The following is a 19,504-nucleotide window of genomic DNA, read 5'->3' on the forward strand; positions in this document are numbered from 1 at the left end:
TGTAGGTACTGGCCTCTTCGCGGGCAAGCCTCGCTCCTACAGGTATGTCCCGCTCTTGACCTTGTAGGAGCGAGGCTTGCCCGCGAAGACGTCCTCTCAAATACCGCAGAGTTCACGCAGCAATCGGGTATCCAAATGCTTCTCCACCAAATCCGCCAACCGCTCGATATCGCGCTCGCGCAACCCGTGGTAATCCACTGCCTGCACATCCTGCAAACCCGCCCAGCGCAGCAGCGCACTGCACGCCGCCGGGGATTCAAACAGGCCGTGCAGGTAGGTGCCGAAAATCTGCCCGTCAGCACTTTGCGCGCCATCGCAGCGACCATCGTCCAGCTGCACGGCAGCGTTTTCCAGCGCCAACCCGGTGGTCACTCCGGCATGTATTTCGTAGCCGCTGACTTCAGCATTTTCCAGCGCCAAATGCCCGCGCACATTGCGCAATTGCTTCTCCTCTTCAAGCTGTGTTTCGAACGCCAGCAGGCCCAGACCGGCACTGGAACCCGGCGCGCCTTCGAGGCCCAGCGGATCGTGCACTTGCTCACCGAGCATTTGCAGACCGCCGCAAATCCCCAGCACTTTGCCGCCATAGCGCAGATGACGACTGATGGCCGTGTCCCAGCCATTGGCCCGCAGGTACGCGAGGTCACTGCGTACGCTTTTCGAGCCGGGAAGAATGATCAGGTCGGCCGCAGGAATCGCCTGGCCGGGGCCGATGAATTGCAGGTCGACTTGCGGATGCAGGCGCAGCGGATCGAAATCGGTGTGGTTGCTGATGCGCGGCAGCACCGGCACCACCACTTTGAGCACGCGCTCAGCCTTGTCGGTCTGGCGCTGATCGATGCCGTCCTCGGCTTCCAGGTGCAAATCCATGACATAGGGCAGCACGCCGATCACCGGTTTGCCGGTGCGCGCTTCCAGCCAGTCGAGGCCGGGTTGCAGCAAGGCGATGTCGCCGCGAAAACGGTTGATGATGAAGCCTTTGACCCGCGCTTGCTCGGTCGGCGACAGCAGTTCCAGCGTGCCCACCAGATGCGCGAACACCCCGCCGCGATTGATGTCGGCGATCAACACCACCGGGCAATCCACCGCCTCGGCAAAGCCCATGTTGGCAATGTCGCCGGCACGCAGATTGATCTCGGCCGGCGAGCCTGCGCCTTCGACCATCACCACCGGATACGCCGCGCTCAATCGTTCATGGGAGGCCAGCACGGCTTGCATGGCAATGGCTTTGTAGTCGTGATAGGCGACCGCGTTCATCGTCGTGACCGCACGACCATGGATGATTACCTGGGCGCCAGTGTCGCTGTTGGGTTTGAGCAACACAGGATTCATGTCGGTGTGCGGTTCAAGGTTGGCCGCTTGAGCCTGCACCGCCTGAGCGCGGCCGATCTCGCCACCGTCGGCGGTCACGGCGCTGTTGAGGGCCATGTTCTGCGGTTTGAAGGGCACAACGCGCACGCCCTGACGCGTGACCCAGCGACACAACGCCGTCACCAGCGTGCTTTTACCGGCGTCGGATGTGGTGCCTTGCACCATCAACGTTGTCATTGGATTTCCTTGACGAAGGCCTGAAGTGCTTGCTCGAGGCGCTGCCAGTCCGCCTCATCCGCCGGCAAGCCGAAACGCACGCTGCTGTTGTGGGTGAACAACCGCAGCAAAATGCCACGCCTTGCCATGAACTCGTGAAGCGCTTCGGCATGCTCGGTGATCAGCCATTGAAACAATGCGCAGCCACCCTGAGGCTGCAAACCATACTGCCCAAGCAAAAGTGCCAGGCGTTTGCTGGCTTCTTCGCTGCGCACGCGCTGCCTTGCATGGCCTTCGCTGTCCAGCAAACAGGCTTGGCCCAACACCCGTGTCGGCCCACTGACCGCCCAGGGCCCCACCTGCTCGGCGAGCAACTTGAGCAACTTGCGCTCAGCCAGCACAAAGCCCAGCCGCACACCGGCCAGGCCAAAAAACTTGCCGAAGGAACGCAGCACAATCAAACCGACCAGATGGGCAAACGGTGCCAGGCTCAGCGATGGCGTGTTGTCCATGAACGCTTCGTCCACCACCAGCCAGCCACCGCGAGAGGCCAGTCGGGCGTGCCAGTCGAGCAGGCGATTCGGGGTCAGGCTCAGGCCCGTCGGGTTGTTCGGATTGACCACCACCAGCACGTCTAAGCTGTCGATATAGAAGTCGACTTCCTGCTCCAGCACTTCGCGCACGATGTAACCGTTACTGCGCCATGCTTGCGCGTGTTCGGCGTAACACGGCGACAGCACACCGACCTTGCCGGCCCGACGCAAACGCGGCAGCAACTGGATGGCCATTTGCGAACCGGCCACCGGCAGCACCTGTCCGGTGCCGTAATAATCGCAAGCGGCCTGCTCCAGACCGTCATCGGTTTCCGGCAAGCGTGCCCAGGCTCGCAACGGAATGTCCGGGATCGGGAATGGCCACGGCGCGAGGCCGCTGGACAGGTCCAGCCAATCGGCTTCGGCAATGCCGTATTCGAGCGCAGCCTTGCGCAAGCGGCCACCGTGCTCAAGCATAGAATTCAGCTCCCACGCAGAGAATCAGCAGCCATAACCATACGCCGCGCTGGACCAATTGCCAGCCACGGTCGATGGAGTCGGCATCCGCCGGCACGCCTTCGCCCAGTTGCGGACGCTGATGCAGTTCACCGTGATAGATCGCCGCCCCGCCCAACTCGACGCCGAGCGCACCGGCACCGGCCGCCATCACAGGTCCGGCGTTGGGGCTGTCCCAGGTTGGGCCCTGAGTGCGCCAGCATTTCAACGCCAGTCGGGTTTTGCCCAGCAGCGCGTAGGTCAGCGCCACCAGGCGCGCGGGAATGTAGTTGAGGACATCGTCGATCTTCGCCGCCGCCCAGCCGAAACGTTCGAAGCGTTCGTTGCGATAACCCCACATGGCATCGAGGGTGTTGCTCAAGCGATAGAGCACCACGCCGGGCGCGCCGGCCACGGCAAACCAGAACAGCGCGGCGAACACCGCATCGCTGCCGTTCTCCAGGACAGATTCAGTGGCGGCGCGGGCGACTTCGGTTTTATCCAGCTCGGTGGTCTGACGGCTGACCAGATAACCCACGCGCTTGCGGGCTTCGTCGAGATCATCACTGCGCAAAGCCTTGGCCACCGGCTCGACGTGCTCACCGAGGCTGCGCATGCCGAGGGCGCAATAGAGCGCGAGAATCTCGACAATCCAGCCGACATAAGGCGCCCAGGAAAACGCCGTGGCCAGCAAGGTCAGCGGCACAACCGCGATCACCCACGCGGTGACGCCATGGCTGCGCCAGCCACGTCCCTCACCGTTGAAACGTTGCTCGATGCGGTCGGCAAAACGGCCGAACGCCACCAGCGGATGCCAGCGTTTGGGTTCACCCAGCAGCGCGTCCAGCGCAACCGCGGCGACACTCAATAACGCCACACTCATTGACTCACTCCCCAATAATTTTCATACAGCAACTCACTGAGCGGACGCGCCTGCGTCCACCCTTCGAGTACCAGCATCGGCGCCGGATAGAATTCCTTGACCGGGCCAAGGCAAAGAACCGCCAACGGCTTGGCCCCTGGCGGTAAACCCAGCAAGTCCGCCAGCGCTTGCGGCTCGAACAGCGACACCCAGCCCATGCCCAGACCTTCGGCCCGGGAGGCCAACCAGAGGTTCTGGATCGCGCAGGACAACGAGGCCATGTCCATTTCCGGCAAGGTGCGACGACCGAAAATGTGGCGCTCGCGATCGTCCATCAGCGCGGCGACCAACACCTCGGCGCAGTCGTTGATGCCTTCGACTTTCAGCTTCATGAATTCGTCGGTGCGCTCGCCGAGGGCTTCGGCGGTGCGGATGCGTTCTTCTTCCACCAGTTGCTGGATCTTGCCGCGCACGGCCCGGTCGCTGATGCGGATGAACCGCCAGGGTTGCATCAGGCCCACGCTGGGGGCCTGGTGGGCGGCTTCGAGCAGGCGTCGCAGTAATTCGGGTTCGACGGTGCCGCCGCTGAAGTGGCGCATGTCGCGGCGTTCAGCAATTGCCCGATAGACCGCTTCGCGTTCGGCTTCGGAGAATGCGTTGTCGGTCATGGCCTCTTCGCGAGCAAGCCCGCTCCCACAGGGGTTAAGGGATCCATTGTAGGAGCGACGGTGCGACGATTCGACCTGCTCGCGATAGCGGCTTCAAGGTCAGGTGCAAAAAGTGCGGCAACCGCCGAAGGATTGGACGGAAAATAAAAGTGTACATAGGACGCAGTCATCCGCCCCTCACGATAAACCGCCTCCGCCCCACGCCCGCCATTGGGGCTCAGCCCACGAGCAATCGGCTCAAGCTCAGTGCTGGTCAACGAGTGGTGATAGGTGTGCCCGCGCAACGAACCTTCCGGCAACTCGACCGCTTGCAACGCCAGCGCGGCCAGACGCTTTTGCATCACCGCGTCACCTTTGAGCAAGCCGACCAGTTCAGCGCGAGTGCCCTCGACATCGGTCAATGAGTCGAGCAGGTACAACATCCCGCCACACTCGGCCAGCAACGGTTTGCCGACGGCATGATGGGCGCGGATCGCGTCGAGCATCGAGGTGTTCTGTGACAGCGCCACATGGTGCAGTTCCGGATAACCGCCCGGCAGATAAAGGCTGTCAGCTTCCGGCAAATCAGCATCGCGGATCGGCGAGAAGAACAGCAACTCGGCGCCCATGGCCCGCAGCAAATCCAGGCTCGCGCCGTAGGTGAAGGCAAACGCTTCATCACGGGCCACGGCGATTCGGATGCCTTTAAGCAAAGGCTCGGCGGCAATCACATCGGGCCCGGCGAATTCCACGGCGGGCGGCAACGCCACATCGCAACTGCTGGCCAGCGATTCGGCTGCCGCATCGAGGCGCAGATCAAGATCATTCAACTCGCTGGCCTGGACCAGACCCAGATGCCGACTCGGCAATTCGATCCCGATCTCCCGCGACAAGGCGCCGTACCAGCGCAAGCCTTCAGTCAGGCTGCCTTCGAGCAATTGCGCATGACGCAGCGTGCCCACTCGGTTGGCCAGCACACCGGCAAACGGCAAGTCCGGCTGATATTTCGCCAACCCCAGCGCCAGCGCACCAAAGGTCTGCGCCATCGCCGTGCCGTCGATCACGCCGAGCACCGGCACACCGAAGTGCCGCGCCAGGTCGGCGCTGGACGGCGTGCCGTCGAACAGGCCCATGACGCCTTCGATGAGGATCAGGTCGGCCTCACCGGCGGCTTCCCACAACAGACGACGACTTTCCTGCTCGCCGACCATCCACATGTCCAGTTGATACACCGGCGCACCGCTGGCGCGCTCGAGAATCATCGGGTCGAGAAAGTCCGGGCCGCATTTGAACACGCGGACCTTGCGCCCCTGATTGCGGTGCAAACGGGCCAGCGCGGCAGTGACGGTGGTCTTGCCCTGACCGGAGGCCGGCGCGGCAATCAATACCGCCGGGCATTGACGATGGCTATTCATAAAGTGCAGCTCACAATTCGACGCCTTTTTGCGCTTTGATCCCGGCCTGGAACGCGTGCTTGATCACGCCCATTTCGGTGACCGTGTCGGCCAGTTCAATCATTTCCGGCTTGGCACCGCGACCGGTGACCACCACATGTTGCATCGGCGGACGCGCCTGCAAATCACTGAGAACCTGATCCAGATCGAGGTAGCCGTGCTTGAGGGCGATGTTCAACTCATCCAGCACCACCAGACCGATCGACGGGTCACGCAGCAGTTCCTGGGACACCGCCCACGCGGCTTCGGCGGCGGCGATGTCGCGCTGGCGGTCCTGGGTTTCCCAGGTGAAGCCCTCGCCCATCACATGAAAACGCACCTGCTCCGGGAAGCGCCGGAAGAACAGCTCTTCGCCGGTGCTGTTGCGCCCCTTGATGAACTGCACCACGCCGCACTGCATGCCGTGGCCCATGGACCGGGCGAGCATGCCAAAGGCCGAGCTGCTCTTGCCTTTGCCGTTGCCGGTCAGCACCAGCAGCAGGCCGCACTCATTCGGCGAGTTGGCGATGCGTTCGTCGATCACGGCTTTTTTGCGTTGCATGCGCGCCAAATGGCGTTCGTCACGATCGGGGGTATCAGTCATGGGGGAGCTCTCCGTTGAGGCTGGATAACGGCGGGCAGGCACAAGAATAGACGGCAAGAAGCCTGGCATCGCCCACCGTGATGCCGTTGGATGAATCAGGCCGGTCTCCGGGCTCATGAGCGGCGCAAGGCCTGACTGCGCGCCTTCCCATGTCGACAGTCGACACAGTGGCTCAAGGCGCAGCTTTCACTCATTTACCGTTGCGGGGGCAGCGCCGGGATCGTGACGTTTCGTCGCGTGAAGATAGTCACTCACCGGCTTCCCTGTTTCACTCTGTCGGCCATCGCCACAGAGCACCTGAAACAAGCCGCGAAGGTTAGAGGGTTGGGGGTGGAGCGTCAATTGAAGACAAAGCCCGGGCGGGCGATATACTGCCGCCGGTCAATTTACTGACCCTCCCAACTTGCACCACACTGTCAGCAGTGATATCAAAGCGCCACAAACCCAACATCACAATTACAAGGGTGAGCAACATGCAAGGCATGATCATCAGCAATCCGAAGCTGGAATTCCTGCGACCGGTGCTGGAACGCTGGTTTGACTGTATCGACCGCTACAATGCGGTGCGCGGCGATAACGACACGCCTTATTGGTACGACGAAAAAGCCAACCTTGGCCTGCTCTCCGCCGCAGCCTGGATGGCGGAAATGGTCACGCTGCAACAAACACCGACGCGCAAGCAGAACGAAGAAGGTGAACGCAACAGCCGCGCCGACCTGTTTATCGCCACCGCTGAAGAACGCGCCTACCTCCAGGCCACTCAACGCTGGCCGCGGGTCAATAGCCTGAACCTGACCCAGGCGCTGCAGGACATCACCGGCGACGCCAAACGCATCAGCTATTCCAGCGACCTGAAACTCGGCTGCTTGTTCGTTGCACCACAAAAAGCCCAGCAGAGCGCGACACCGGAAGAACTCCAGGACATGGTCGACGACCTGCAAAAGGAACACAGCTGCGCCGTGGCCTGGTATTTCCCATACGCCTACCGCAAGTTGCGCAACGAAGCCGGCAACTATCACCCCGGCATCGCGGTCCTGCTAAAGGAAGCCCGCGGCTGACCGTTTGAACCATCGCGCGTCTAAGCTTCTCTATGATTAAGTCAATGCATTCATAGGGAAGTCCAGCATGCGTAAGCCCCAGCTCGTTCTCGTCATCGCGCTCGCCGGAGGGCTCGCCGCTTGCGGTGAAACCTCCAGCTTGCAAGTCTCCGACGGCACCGGCCCGTCACCCAAGCTGCCCGAACCGAACAAGACCCTGATCCCGACGGTGAATATCGCCCCGGCGATCGGCTGGCCGGACGGTGCGAAACCCACCGCCGCGGCGGGCACTCAGGTGGCGGCATTTGCCGAAGGGCTCGATCACCCGCGCTGGCTCTACGTGCTGCCCAACGGCGATGTGCTGGTGGCGGAAACCAACGCGCCACCGAAACCCGATGACGGCAAAGGCGTTAAAGGCTGGGTCATGAAGAAAGTCATGGGCCGTGCCGGCGCCGGCGTCCCCAGCCCGAATCGCATCACGCTGCTGCGGGACAAGGACCACGACGGCATCGCCGAAACCCGCACGGTGTTTCTGGAAAACCTCAATTCGCCCTTCGGCATGACCCTCGTCGGCAATGACCTGTACGTCGCCGACACCGACCGTCTGCTGCGCTTTCACTATGAAAATGGCGACACCGCGATCAAGTCGCAGCCAATCAAGGTGGTCGACCTGCCCGGCGGCACGCTGAATCACCACTGGACCAAAAACGTCATCGCCAGCAAGGACGGGAGCAAGCTGTACGTCACGGTCGGCTCCAACAGCAATGTCGGCGAAAATGGCCTGGACCAGGAGGAAGGTCGCGCGGCGATCTGGGAAGTGGATCGCGCCACCGGTAATCACCGAATCTTCGCCTCGGGGATTCGTAATCCCAACGGCCTGGCGTGGGAACCTCAGACCGGCGCCCTGTGGACGGCGGTCAATGAGCGTGACGAAATCGGCAGCGACCTGGTGCCGGACTACATCACGTCAGTGAAGGACGGTGGGTTCTACGGCTGGCCCTTCAGCTATTACGGCCAGCACGTCGACATTCGAGTCGAGCCGCAAAACCCGGACCTGGTGGCCAAGGCCATTGCGCCGGACTACGCGGTCGGCCCGCATACCGCGTCGTTGGGCCTGTCGTTTGCCGAGGGCAACACACTTCCAGCGCAATTCAAGGAAGGCGCCTTCATCGGCCAGCACGGCTCGTGGAACCGCAAGCCGCACAGTGGCTATAAAGTGATTTTCGTCCCGTTCGCGGGAGGCAAACCGACCGGGCAACCGGTTGATGTGCTGACGGGGTTTCTCAATGAGGATGAGAAAGCCATGGGCCGGCCCGTGGGCGTGGTGATCGATCAGCAGGGCGGTTTGCTGGTGGCCGATGATGTGGGGAACAAGGTGTGGCGGGTGTCGGCCGCTAAATAGCCGCCCTGTAGGAGCGAGGCTTGCCCGCGAAGGCGTCGGCACATCCAACATTGATGTCGCCTGACCTACAGCCTTCGCGGGCAAGCCTCGCTCCTACCAAGGATCAGCGTTTACGACAGAGCGTGAGCCCATCCCCCAACGGCAACAACGACAGATCCACCCGCGAGTCATCCCTCAAGGCGCGATTGAGCGCCTGGATGGCTCGGGTGTCTGCGCTCTCGGCGTTCTGCTCAAGCACCCTCCCGCTCCACAGCGTGTTATCGAACACCGCCAGACCGCCGACACGCAGCAGACGCAGTGCATGCTCCAGATAGTTCGGATAGTTGGACTTGTCGGCATCAATGAAGATCAGGTCGAACTCCCCCGACTGATCCAATATGGCGAGCGTTTCCAGCGCAGGCGCCAGACGCAGGTCAATTCGCTCGGCCAGCCCCGCTTCCTGCCAATAACGGCGTGCGATCGCGTTGTAGTCGCCGGGGATATCACAGCAGATCAGCGAACCACCCTCCGGCAACGCAGCGGCCATGCACAAGGCGCTGTAACCGGTGAACGTGCCGACTTCCAGCAAGCGCTTCGCGCCAATGAGTTTGACTAGTAACGCGAGGAACTGCCCCTGCTCCGGTGCCACCTGCCAGCGCGCCATCGGCAGCGCCTGGGTTTCGTCGCGCAAGCGCTTGAGCAGCGGCGTTTCCCTCAGGGAAACGTCGAGCAGGTATTGGTACAGGGAATCATCGAGATTGAGGGTGCGAGCGGTCATGACAACCTCTTCGGACAGGACGCTACGGGTTGCGCGCCAGGTGCTCAGGCTGCAGAACGCGCTTGGCACTCAGATAAGCCTTCTGCCAGTAAGCCTTGGACAGGCTGTCGAGCTTCACCGTGCCGCCAGTGGCCGGCGCATGAACGAAGCGACCTTCGCCGACGTAGATCCCGGCATGGCTGACCTGGGAGCCGCCATTGGTGGCGAAGAAGATCAAGTCACCGGTTTGCAGGCCTTCCTTGCCGACGCTGGCCGCCTGCATGGTGATCATTTCGCGGGTGGTACGCGGCAGGGAAATACCAGTGACATCACGATAGACGTAACCGATCAGGCCACTGCAGTCAAAGCCCGAATCCGGCGTGTTACCGCCCCAACGATACGGCGTGCCCACAAGACCAAGCGCGCGGAACAGCACGTCTTCTGCCTCGGCGGAAAAGGGTTGCGGGTTACCGAAAACAATTGGGGCGCGAACTACCGGCGCAGGCGGCGGTGTGCGACTGGCGCAGGCGCTGAGCAGCGCTGCGAAGAACATGATTGCGAGGCGGGCCGACATCGTCATAAGCAGAACATCCTGATCTGGCTGCGGCTTTTTCTGTCGGGAAGGCAGAAAAGAAAACCGCCTGCGCAGGACGCAGGCGGTTTGCCATCAATAATAGATCTGGATTCTAGCGGCTATGGGCCAAACTTCAAGTAAGACTTTAAGTTCGCCTTACAAACTGTCCGCCTACTTCGTTGCGAAGAGGCATTTGTCGCCACTGACGTGGCGACAGGTCAAGCCTTATTTGCGTGCAGTGACCACAGTCGGTGCCATCGCGAGGGCGCGCTTGGCTTCGATGAAGGTCTTGCTCCAGTAGCTGTCGCCCAGGCTATCGACCCGGACACCACCGCTTTTGCGGCTGCTGGAGTGGATGAACTGGTTGTCACCCAGGTAGATCCCGGCGTGACTGACACGACCGCGACGACCATTGGTGGCGAAGAACAGCAGATCACCCGGCTTCAGCGCACTGCGAGATACAAGCGGAGCGTCGACGTTGATCATTTCGCGAGTAGAGCGCGGCAGGTTCATGCCGGCTTCTTCACGAAACAGATAACCGATGAAACCGCTGCAATCGAAGCCGGCCTCGGAGGTGCCGCCGAAACGGTAACGGGTACCGATCAGGGACATGCCACGCTCGAGGATGCTGTCGGCCAGAACCGGAAGCTGATACGACTTGCCATCGGCGAAGTTTGCCAGTTCTTTATCGGTGGCCACGCCGTCTTGATAAAGATCTTCCTGGAAAAGAACGGAAGAAGACTGTGCGGTGACTGAATTCTTGACCTGCTGTTGTTGCTCTTGCTGAGTCACTGGAGAGTGGGCAGCGCAACCGAACAACAGGGTGACGAGTGCGAGAGGCACGAGGGGTGCGAAGCGCTTTAGCATGGGCACGACCGTGGCTGATAGTTGTAAAGAAGGCGAGACTATGCCCGCTATCATCCTCATTTGCAAATTCAATCGAACTTTATGTGACTTATCGGTTTCTCGTTTACATCTAAGCGCTTAAGCCCCATTTAGACACTCGCGCAGCGTGCAGCCCTGTAGGAAAGCGGATTTTCTGGCGCCTGAAATATGCCGAAACCTGCGCCAGGCCCAGGTTTTACCAGCCTAGAGTTTCTTTCAGGAACGGAATCGTCAGCTTGCGCTGAGCTTGAAGGGAGGCCTGATCGAGACGTTCAAGCAGCTCGAAAAGCGCGCTCATGCTGCGGGTACCGCGAGTCAAGATAAAATGCCCGACTTCATCGGTCAGGTGCAGGCCGCGACGGGATGCGCGAAGCTGCAAGGCGCGCAATTTGTCTTCGTCGGAGAGCGGACGCATCTGGAAGATCAGTGCCAGGGTCAGGCGCGATTTCAGGTCAGCCAGTTTCACCGGCAATTCGCGCGGCGAGGTTGATGCAGCAATCAGCAGACGCCGACCGCTGTCGCGCAGACGATTGAACAGATGGAACAGCGCCTCTTCCCAATCCGCCCGGCCGGCAACCGCCTGCAGATCATCGAGGCAGACCAGTTCGTATTGTTCAAGGTTGTCGAGAATCGAGATGCCGCGATCCAGCAGCTCGGCCAGCGGCAGATACACCGCCGGCTCACCCAGTTGCTCGAAGCGCAGGCAGGCTGCCTGCAACAAGTGCGTGCGCCCTACCCCGTCCTTGCCCCAGAGATAAATCAGGCTTTCGGTCCAGCCGGCGTCGGCTTCGCATAGCCGCTCGACATAGCCGAGTGCAGCGGCATTGGCGCCTGGGTAGTAATTGATAAAGGTAGCGTCATCACGCAGACGCACACCTAGGGGCAGCTGAATCGGTTTCATGCTGACTGAACAGTTCCAAAGGAACCGTTAGTGGCCTCTGTGTAAAGTTTGCGAAGTTTATACCCGTGAGGCGGGTCGCACAATGCGACAGACCACAAGCAAAATCAAAGGTTTGCGTTAACGCCCTGGTTTCATGACAGTTTCTTTGGCGGCGCATGTGACAGCAGCGAGAGGGATACGGGCGAATCTGGCGTGAAACCAGGTCGCCCGCGACGAACCTTATAGCTCAGGTTCGTCAACACCACTGTAGATACCCGAATCCTTATACAAATCATGCACATGGCGCACCAGCACCATGATGACCGCCGCGACCGGCAACGCCAGTAACACGCCGGTAAAACCGAACAGCTCGCCCCCCGCCAGAATGGCGAAGATCACCGCCACCGGGTGCAGACCGATACGATCGCCCACCAACAACGGCGTCAGCACCATGCCTTCCAGTGCCTGCCCGACCATAAACACCGCGACGATACCGATCATGGGATACAGATCGCCACCGAACTGGAACAGGCCGGCGATCAACGCCGCACCGATACCGATGACAAACCCCATGTACGGCACAATGGCCGCCAGGCCTGCGATCAGACCGATCAACAACCCCAACTCCAACCCCACCAGCATCAATCCCGCGGCGTAGATCACGCCCAGCGCCAGCATCACCAGCAACTGCCCGCGCACGAATGCCCCCAGTACTTCATGGCATTCACCCGCGAGGGTCATGACGCGCTCTTCGCGATCACGGGGCAGCAGGCTGCGGACCTTGGTCATCATCAAGTCCCAGTCCCGCAGCAGGTAAAAGCTCACCACCGGGATCAGCACCAGATTCGCCAGCCAACCAATCAACGCCAGCCCCGAAGCCGTCGCCTGACTCAGCACCACCCCGACGATGTCGGTGGTCTGGCCCATGTGTTCGCTGATCGCCGCCTTGAGCTTGTCGAACTTCCAGAAATTATCCGACAGTCCAAATTTCGATTGCGCCCACGGCAGTGCGGTGTGCTGTAGCCAGTCGAGCATCTGCGGCGCCAGTTCATACAAGCGAAACAACTGCTTCGCGAGCATCGGCACCAACACCAACAGCAATGTCGTGAAGATCAAGGTGAACAACGCGAACACCGCCACCACGCCCCAGGTCCGTGACAGGCCAGCCCTTTCCAGTCGATCCACCAGCGGATCGAACAGATAGGCCAGCAGCAACGCGACCAGAAAAGGCGTCAGGATCGGATGCAACAACCAGACAAACACGCAGAGCAGAACCACCCCACCCAACCAGAACCAACGCCGCGTATCGGCCATGTACCACTCCATCTGCATCTATATAAAGAAAGAAAACCTTACCAACGGAATCTCAACTGCGGCACCGGTGCCGGGGTTGGCGCAACCACAGGCGCCGAACCTTCGGCCACCGGTTGCACAGGCGCTGCCGGAGCGGGTGCCTCACCGGCCGGAACCTCCTGCAACTTCGCCAGGGACAGCTGCGAGCGTAACTGCTCGGCGCTGCCATTGACCCGATAAAGAATGCGCTCGCCGTCAACCGTTTGCAGGCGCGCCCCAAAAGGCTCCAGCAAGCGCCCAAGGGCGGCGTAGCGTTCCAGGTTCATGCCCTGCACTTCCAGCAATTGTTCGCCCGAAGCCCCCGGCTTGACGACAAACCGCGGCGCCAGACGCTGACTCACCGCCAGCATCACCGCATCGGCCACCGCGGCCTGGTCCGCCCCCTGTACGCTGCCGGCTTCCTTCTTGTCGCCCAGCCACAAATTCCACTTGGCCTGCCACTGGCCACCCTCTTCCCGGGCATGCACCGCAAGCAAGGCGTCCGCGTTGTAACGGTCCGATGCACCGCGCAGTGGCGTTGCATCCGCACCTTCAAGGTTCGGTGCCGTAGCGACCAGTTGCTCACTCAGGTCTGCCAGCGGCAGACGCAACGGCAGACCACGATGTTGTGCCGCGCGACGCAACGGCGCGGCGCTGGCCTGGCCATCACCCACCAGGCTCGATCCCTCGGCGGAGTCGTTCAACCACCAACTCAGGATCGACGGGCGATTCGCCCCCCACAAAGACAACCCGGCGCGGCGCAAGGCTTGTTCGGTGGTGGCCGGATCAAAATCGACCTTCAGCACTTCCGGCGGGCCGGCGTCGAAACCGTATTGACTGATGATCTGTTGCGGGTCTTTGCGCAGCGCCGCCAATCCCGGGCTTTGCGCTGCCTTGGGGTCGCCGGTCAGGCGCAACACCAGGGTATCCAGCGCGCGCTGGGTCGCCTGGTCGCGCTCCTCAGTCGATTGACTGCTGACAGGCTCGCGCACTTGATACAAGCCTTTGACGGCTTCGGCATGACTCGCCAGGCTGACCAGTGAAAAACAGCCTGCAAATAAAAATCTGGAAAAAAAACGCATGGAAGATTCCTGACGACGAGCGGCTGGAACAGACCGCATGAAGATGATCGAGCAAGGCTGTGACCATGTCCTTGCGCAAAACATTCACCACGATCTGACTAAGTTTTCGCACTGTCATAACGATAGACGGTTAATCGCGATACCTTATACAGCCATCACGGCTGCGACCAACATGGGCAATAACGGTTTTTTTCAGCCGATATGCCCCTGCCGTCGGCGTGAGGATGGCCGCTGCCCTTCAAGCCTGATAAAATCGCGCGCCTTCGCAGACCGGCAACAGCCGGGCACCCTGAAATTCGTGCAAGGCGCTCGCCTTCGTTTATTTCGGCGGTCCCACTGGACTCGGTCGTTACCCCTGAATCCCCCCTAAAGGCCTGGATCATGAGCAAGCAACCCTCCCTGAGCTACAAGGACGCCGGTGTAGACATCGACGCCGGTGAAGCATTGGTCGAACGCATCAAGAGCGTCGCCAAGCGCACTGCGCGCCCGGAAGTCATGGGCGGCCTGGGCGGTTTCGGCGCCCTCTGCGAAATCCCGGCCGGCTACAAGCAGCCCGTGCTGGTTTCCGGCACCGACGGCGTGGGCACCAAACTGCGTCTGGCGCTGAACCTGAACAAGCACGACAGCATCGGCATCGACCTGGTGGCCATGTGCGTGAACGACCTGGTGGTCTGCGGCGCCGAGCCACTGTTCTTCCTCGACTACTACGCCACCGGCAAACTCAACGTCGAAACCGCGACCCAGGTCGTGACCGGCATCGGCGCTGGCTGTGAACTGTCCGGCTGCTCCCTGGTCGGCGGCGAAACCGCTGAAATGCCTGGCATGTACGAAGGCGAAGACTACGACCTGGCCGGTTTCTGCGTCGGCGTCGTGGAAAAATCCGAAATCATCGACGGTTCGAAAGTCGCTGCCGGCGATGCCCTGCTCGCCCTGCCGTCTTCCGGCCCGCACTCCAACGGCTACTCGCTGATCCGCAAAATCATCGAAGTGTCCGGTGCCGACATCGAAAACATCCAGCTCGACGGCAAACCGCTGACCGACCTGCTGATGGCCCCGACCCGCATCTACGTGAAGCCGCTGCTCAAGCTGATCAAGGACACCGGCGCCGTCAAAGCCATGGCCCACATTACCGGTGGCGGCCTGCTGGACAACATCCCGCGCGTGCTGCCAAAAGGCGCCCAAGCCGTGGTGGACGTGGCGAGCTGGACCCGTCCGGCCGTATTCGACTGGCTGCAAGAGAAAGGCAACGTCGACGAAAACGAAATGCACCGCGTGCTGAACTGCGGCGTCGGCATGGTCATCTGCGTCGCTCAAGAGCACGTCGAGACTGCACTGAACGTCCTGCGTGAAGCCGGCGAGCAGCCATGGGTTATCGGTCAGATCGCCACCGCTGCCGAAGGCGCAGCCCAGGTTGAACTGAAGAACCTCAAGGCTCATTGATGTCTCAGACCTGTGATGTGGTGGTGCTGTTGTCCGGCACCGGCAGTAACTTGCAGGCCTTGATCGACAGCACGCGGACCGGCGACAGCCCGGTCCGCATCGCTGCGGTGATATCCAACCGCGCCGACGCTTACGGCCTGCAACGCGCCAGGGACGCGGGTATCGACACCCGCTCCCTGGATCACAAGGCTTTCGAAGGCCGCGAAGCCTTTGATGCCGCGCTGATCGAACTGATCGACGCCTTCAACCCCAAACTCGTGGTACTGGCCGGATTCATGCGCATTCTCAGCGCTGACTTCGTGCGCCATTACGCGGGTCGCCTGCTGAACATTCATCCCTCGCTGCTACCCAAATACAAAGGGTTACACACTCATCAGCGCGCGCTGGAGGCCGGTGACACGGAACACGGCTGCTCCGTGCACTTCGTCACCGAGGAACTCGATGGCGGACCACTGGTCGTACAGGCAGTAATACCGGTAGAGTTGCACGATTCGCCGCAGAGTCTGGCGCAGCGGGTCCACACTCAGGAACACCTGATCTACCCGATGGCCGTACGCTGGTTTGCCGAGGGTCGTTTATCGCTCGGCGAGCAAGGTGCTTTACTGGATGGAACGTTACTCGCGGCCAGCGGCCACTTGATTCGAAACTAGGAGATTTTATGCGTCGCGCCCTGCTCTTCGCTTGCGCTCTGCTCGCACTGCCTTTTGCGCAGGCTGCAGAACTTCAACCTTTCTCCGCCAGCTACACCGCCGACTGGAAGCAGCTGCCCATGAGTGGCACGGCTGAACGCAGCCTGACCAAGGGAGCCAACGGTGTCTGGAAGCTCAGCTTCAAGGCCTCGATGATGATCGCCAGCCTGACTGAAGAAAGCACCCTGACCCTGGACAAGGACACTTTGCTGCCACAGTCCTACCACTTCGAACGCGGCGGTCTGGGTAAAGCCAAGAAAGCCGACCTGGACTTTGACTGGACCAATAAAATGGTCACCGGCACCGATCGCGGTGACGCGGTCAAGATCCCGCTCAATCGCGGCATGGTCGACAAATCCACCTACCAACTCGCCCTGCAGCACGACGTGGCCGCCGGCAAGAAAAGCATGAGCTATCAGGTTGTCGACGATGGCGAAGTCGATACCTATGACTTCCGCGTGCTGGGTTCGGAAAAAGTCGACACCAAGGCCGGCCAGATCGATGCGATCAAGGTCGAGCGCGTGCGCGACCCGACGCAAAGCAAGCGCATCACCGTCCTGTGGTTCGCCAAGGATTGGGATTACCTGCTGGTCCGCCTGCAACAGGTCGAAACCGACGGCAAGGAGTACAACATCATGCTCCTCGACGGTACGGTCAACGGCAAGACTGTCAAAGGCAGCTGATCCGGGCTTGAACAAAAATCCGGAATCCGACAAGGATTCCGGATTTTTTTATGCCTGCTGAATGTCAGATCCGCGACAGCGCCTGGGCCAGGTCGGCGCGCAGGTCTTCGACATCTTCGACCCCCACGGACAAACGCACCAGCGCATCGCCGATCCCGAGTTGCGCACGGGTGTCTGCGGGGATGGTGGCATGCGTCATGATTGCCGGATGCTCGATCAGGCTTTCCACCCCGCCCAGGCTCTCGGCCAAGGCGAAAATCTGCACGCTTTCGAGGAAGCGCCTGGCGCCGGCCAGGTCGCTGTTCAGGTCGAGGGAAATCATCCCGCCGAATCCTCGCATCTGCTGTCGTGCCAATTCGTGCTGCGGGTGCGACGGCAAGCCTGGATAGTAGACGCGCGCCACCTGCGGCTGACGCTCCAGCCATTGCGCCAGCGCCAGCGCGTTACTGCAATGACGCTCCATGCGCAACGCCAGGGTCTTCACGCCGCGCAGGGTGAGGAACGCGTCAAACGGCCCGGCGATGGCGCCCACCGCGTTCTGCAAAAAGCCCAGGCGCTCGGCCAGTTCGGCGTTCTGCCCGACCACCGCGATGCCGCCGATCACGTCGGAGTGGCCGTTCAGGTACTTGGTCGTCGAGTGCACCACAATATCGAAACCCAGCTCCAGCGGGCGCTGGATCCACGGGCTGGCGAAGGTGTTGTCGGCCACACAGAGGATGCCTCGTTCGCGGCAGATGCGCGCAATGGCGGCGAGATCCGACAGGCGCAGCAAGGGATTGCTCGGCGTCTCGACACAGACCATCCGCGTGTCGTCCTGCAACGCCGCTTCGAAGGCCGACAGATCGGTCAGGTCGACGTAGCTGAACCGATGCCCGGCGCTGCGCTGACGCACCTTGTCGAACAGTCGGAATGTTCCGCCGTACAGGTCGTTGCCGGAGACGATGTGCGCGTTGGCGTCGAGCAGCTCCAGTACGGTGGAAATCGCCGCCAGCCCGGAGGCGAAGGCAAACGCCCGGGTTCCGCCCTCGAGGTCTGCCACACAACGTTCCAGCGCGAAACGCGTCGGGTTGTGAGAGCGCCCATAATCGAACCCCTTGTGTACGCCGGGGCTCTGCTGCAAGTACGTGGAGTTGGCATAAATCGGCGGCATCAGCGCCCCGGTGGAAGGATCCGGCGTCTGTCCGGCATGGATCACACGGGTGCCGAAGGCGCGTGGCGCGCCGGATTCATCGTGCTGACTCATGAAAGGGATCTCCGTAAGTGATTGAGCATGTCGACTCGCGTAATCAAGCCATGGAAGCCCGAGGCGTCGGCGATGATCGCCACCAGCCCGCGATCGAGCTCCGCCTGCAGTTCGGCCAGACTGGCGTCAGCCGGCAGGGTTTGCAACTTGTCGGTCATCGCACTGGCCACGGGCATGCGCAAGTGCGAAGCATCCTGGTGCACGCCCAGCAGAATATCGGACTCGTCGATCACACCGATCAGCCGCTTGCCGTCCGCCAGCACCGGCAGTTGCGAGACATCCGCCAGGCGCATGCGCTGGAAGGCGGTGAGCAGCGTGTCGTCGGGGCCGACGCTGATCACCCGGCCATCCTCGAAACGTCGCGCGATCAGGTCGCGCAGATCGCCGTAGCGCTTGTATTGCAGCAGGCCCTGATCGTTCATCCACTGGTCGTTGTAGACCTTCGACAGGTAGCGGGTGCCGGTGTCGCAGACGAAGCTGACCACCCGTTTCGGCTCGGTCTGCTCGCGACAGTAACGCAGGGCCGCCGCCAGCAAGGTGCCGGTTGAGGAACCGCCGAGAATGCCTTCGGCACGCAGCAATTGGCGGGCATGATCGAAGCTTTCCTCGTCGCTGATCGAATAGGCGTGGCGCACGCTGGAAAGGTCGGCAATCGACGGAATGAAATCCTCACCGATGCCTTCCACCGCCCATGAACCGGCCTTGCCGAGGGTGCCACTGCGGCTGTACTCGGCCATCACCGAGCCGACCGGATCGGCCAGCACCATTTCCAGGTTCGGTTGCACGCGCTGGAAGAAACGGGTCAACCCGGTCAGAGTGCCGGCCGAACCGACGCCGACGACGATGGCATCCAGATCATGCTGGGTCTGTGCCCAGATCTCCGGCGCGGTGCTGCATTCGTGGGCCAGCGGGTTGGCCGGGTTGTTGAATTGATCAGCGAAGAACGCATCGGGGATTTCCTGCGCCAGCCGCGCCGCCACGTCCTGATAGTAATCGGGATGGCCCTTGCCGACGTCGGAGCGGGTGATGTGCACCTCGGCGCCCATAGCCTTGAGGTGCAAGACCTTCTCGGTGGACATTTTGTCCGGCACCACCAGCACCACTCGATAGCCTTTGGCACGGCCGACCAGGGCCAGGCCGAGGCCAGTGTTGCCGGCGGTGGCTTCGACGATGGTGCCGCCGGGTTGCAGACGGCCATCGCGTTCGGCGGCGTCGATCATCGCCAGACCGATGCGGTCCTTGATCGAACCGCCGGGGTTCTGTGATTCGAGTTTGAGAAAAAGCGTACACGGGCCGGTATCGAAACGGCTGACGCGCACCAGCGGCGTATTGCCGATCAGTTCAAGCACGGCAGGACGGGAGTCGTTTGGCATGTCGTTACCTCGCAGCGAGAATCCGCACTGGATGGACAGCGACCTGC

General features: G+C 61.4%; 19 protein-coding genes and 1 riboswitch. Of the genes, 5 read left to right on the forward strand and 14 right to left on the reverse strand.

Annotated elements, in window-relative coordinates; translation table 11 throughout:
• Positions 1-96 precede the first annotated feature (96 nt).
• From ACIQV9_RS10870 to cobO, 6 genes are read right to left on the reverse strand one after another with little or no spacing between them, the layout of a single operon-like run.
• Positions 97-1,548, reverse strand: coding sequence for a cobyric acid synthase (locus ACIQV9_RS10870; protein WP_403100973.1), 1,452 nt, complete (start codon positions 1,546-1,548; stop codon positions 97-99).
• Positions 1,545-2,537, reverse strand: a complete 993-nt coding sequence (gene cobD, locus ACIQV9_RS10875) for a threonine-phosphate decarboxylase CobD (protein ID WP_403100975.1) — start codon at positions 2,535-2,537, stop codon at positions 1,545-1,547. Before cobD ends, ACIQV9_RS10870 begins: the two co-directional genes overlap by 4 nt.
• Positions 2,530-3,438, reverse strand: a complete 909-nt coding sequence (gene cbiB / locus ACIQV9_RS10880) for an adenosylcobinamide-phosphate synthase CbiB (RefSeq protein ID WP_403100977.1) — start codon at positions 3,436-3,438, stop codon at positions 2,530-2,532. The genes cobD and cbiB overlap by 8 nt, the downstream gene beginning before the upstream one ends.
• A complete protein-coding gene (bluB, locus tag ACIQV9_RS10885) occupies positions 3,435-4,085 on the reverse strand; it encodes a 5,6-dimethylbenzimidazole synthase (RefSeq protein ID WP_403100979.1) in 651 nt (216 codons plus the stop codon). The genes cbiB and bluB overlap by 4 nt, the downstream gene beginning before the upstream one ends.
• Positions 4,082-5,479, reverse strand: a complete 1,398-nt coding sequence (locus ACIQV9_RS10890) for a cobyrinate a,c-diamide synthase (RefSeq protein WP_403100981.1) — start codon at positions 5,477-5,479, stop codon at positions 4,082-4,084. Before ACIQV9_RS10890 ends, bluB begins: the two co-directional genes overlap by 4 nt.
• A 10-nt stretch (positions 5,480-5,489) precedes the next feature.
• Entirely contained in the window at positions 5,490-6,101 is a 612-nt protein-coding gene (cobO, locus tag ACIQV9_RS10895; protein ID WP_059402199.1) for a cob(I)yrinic acid a,c-diamide adenosyltransferase, read from the reverse strand.
• Between the two features lie 80 nt (positions 6,102-6,181).
• A riboswitch (cobalamin riboswitch) is annotated at positions 6,182-6,417 on the reverse strand.
• Positions 6,418-6,574: 157 nt separating this feature from the next.
• On the opposite strand from cobO, the gene ACIQV9_RS10900 reads away from it, so the two are divergent.
• Together ACIQV9_RS10900 and ACIQV9_RS10905 are read left to right on the forward strand one after the other, a co-directional pair.
• The gene (locus ACIQV9_RS10900) at positions 6,575-7,159 is read left to right on the forward strand and encodes a hypothetical protein (protein WP_403100983.1); all 585 of its coding nucleotides are present in this window, start codon (positions 6,575-6,577) and stop codon (positions 7,157-7,159) included.
• Positions 7,160-7,226: 67 nt separating this feature from the next.
• On the forward strand, positions 7,227-8,540 hold the full coding sequence (locus ACIQV9_RS10905; protein ID WP_403100985.1) for a PQQ-dependent sugar dehydrogenase: 1,314 nt from the start codon (positions 7,227-7,229) through the stop codon (positions 8,538-8,540).
• A gap of 103 nt (positions 8,541-8,643) precedes the next feature.
• Here the strand turns inward: ACIQV9_RS10905 and ACIQV9_RS10910 are convergent, their stop codons facing one another.
• The 6 genes from ACIQV9_RS10910 to ACIQV9_RS10935 form a co-directional block, all read right to left on the reverse strand.
• Positions 8,644-9,297 (reverse strand): O-methyltransferase, encoded by a 654-nt coding sequence (locus tag ACIQV9_RS10910; protein ID WP_403100987.1) that lies wholly within the window; start codon positions 9,295-9,297, stop codon positions 8,644-8,646.
• 22 nt (positions 9,298-9,319) lie between these two features.
• A complete protein-coding gene (locus tag ACIQV9_RS10915; protein WP_403100989.1) occupies positions 9,320-9,856 on the reverse strand; it encodes a C40 family peptidase in 537 nt (178 codons plus the stop codon).
• A gap of 219 nt (positions 9,857-10,075) precedes the next feature.
• Positions 10,076-10,717 (reverse strand): C40 family peptidase, encoded by a 642-nt coding sequence (locus tag ACIQV9_RS10920; RefSeq protein WP_403100991.1) that lies wholly within the window; start codon positions 10,715-10,717, stop codon positions 10,076-10,078.
• 214 nt (positions 10,718-10,931) lie between these two features.
• Positions 10,932-11,636 carry a DnaA regulatory inactivator Hda gene (hda, locus tag ACIQV9_RS10925; protein WP_010456804.1) on the reverse strand — a complete coding sequence of 235 codons (705 nt, stop codon included), beginning with the start codon at positions 11,634-11,636 and terminating at the stop codon, positions 10,932-10,934.
• A 219-nt stretch (positions 11,637-11,855) separates the two neighbouring features.
• Entirely contained in the window at positions 11,856-12,929 is a 1,074-nt protein-coding gene (locus tag ACIQV9_RS10930) for an AI-2E family transporter (RefSeq protein WP_403100994.1), read from the reverse strand.
• A gap of 38 nt (positions 12,930-12,967) precedes the next feature.
• Complete coding sequence (locus tag ACIQV9_RS10935; RefSeq protein WP_403100996.1) at positions 12,968-14,029, reverse strand: DUF2066 domain-containing protein; 1,062 nt, start codon at positions 14,027-14,029, stop codon at positions 12,968-12,970.
• Between the two features lie 381 nt (positions 14,030-14,410).
• Between ACIQV9_RS10935 and purM the strand changes: the two genes are divergently transcribed.
• From purM to ACIQV9_RS10950, 3 genes are read left to right on the forward strand one after another with little or no spacing between them, the layout of a single operon-like run.
• Positions 14,411-15,469, forward strand: a complete 1,059-nt coding sequence (gene purM, locus ACIQV9_RS10940; protein WP_010456810.1) for a phosphoribosylformylglycinamidine cyclo-ligase — start codon at positions 14,411-14,413, stop codon at positions 15,467-15,469.
• Positions 15,469-16,119, forward strand: a complete 651-nt coding sequence (purN, locus tag ACIQV9_RS10945) for a phosphoribosylglycinamide formyltransferase (protein ID WP_403100998.1) — start codon at positions 15,469-15,471, stop codon at positions 16,117-16,119. Before purM ends, purN begins: the two co-directional genes overlap by 1 nt.
• An 8-nt stretch (positions 16,120-16,127) precedes the next feature.
• Positions 16,128-16,841: a DUF3108 domain-containing protein gene (locus ACIQV9_RS10950; protein ID WP_403101000.1), complete on the forward strand. Its 714-nt coding sequence runs from the start codon at positions 16,128-16,130 to the stop codon at positions 16,839-16,841.
• A gap of 64 nt (positions 16,842-16,905) precedes the next feature.
• Here the strand turns inward: ACIQV9_RS10950 and ACIQV9_RS10955 are convergent, their stop codons facing one another.
• Together ACIQV9_RS10955 and ACIQV9_RS10960 are read right to left on the reverse strand one after the other, a co-directional pair.
• Positions 16,906-18,084 (reverse strand): trans-sulfuration enzyme family protein, encoded by a 1,179-nt coding sequence (locus tag ACIQV9_RS10955; RefSeq protein ID WP_403101002.1) that lies wholly within the window; start codon positions 18,082-18,084, stop codon positions 16,906-16,908.
• Positions 18,081-19,457 (reverse strand): pyridoxal-phosphate dependent enzyme, encoded by a 1,377-nt coding sequence (locus tag ACIQV9_RS10960; protein WP_403101004.1) that lies wholly within the window; start codon positions 19,455-19,457, stop codon positions 18,081-18,083. The genes ACIQV9_RS10955 and ACIQV9_RS10960 overlap by 4 nt, the downstream gene beginning before the upstream one ends.
• Positions 19,458-19,504 lie beyond the last annotated feature (47 nt).

The sequence above is a fragment of the Pseudomonas sp. NPDC099000 genome (assembly GCF_044759925.1).
Classification (GTDB): domain Bacteria; phylum Pseudomonadota; class Gammaproteobacteria; order Pseudomonadales; family Pseudomonadaceae; genus Aquipseudomonas.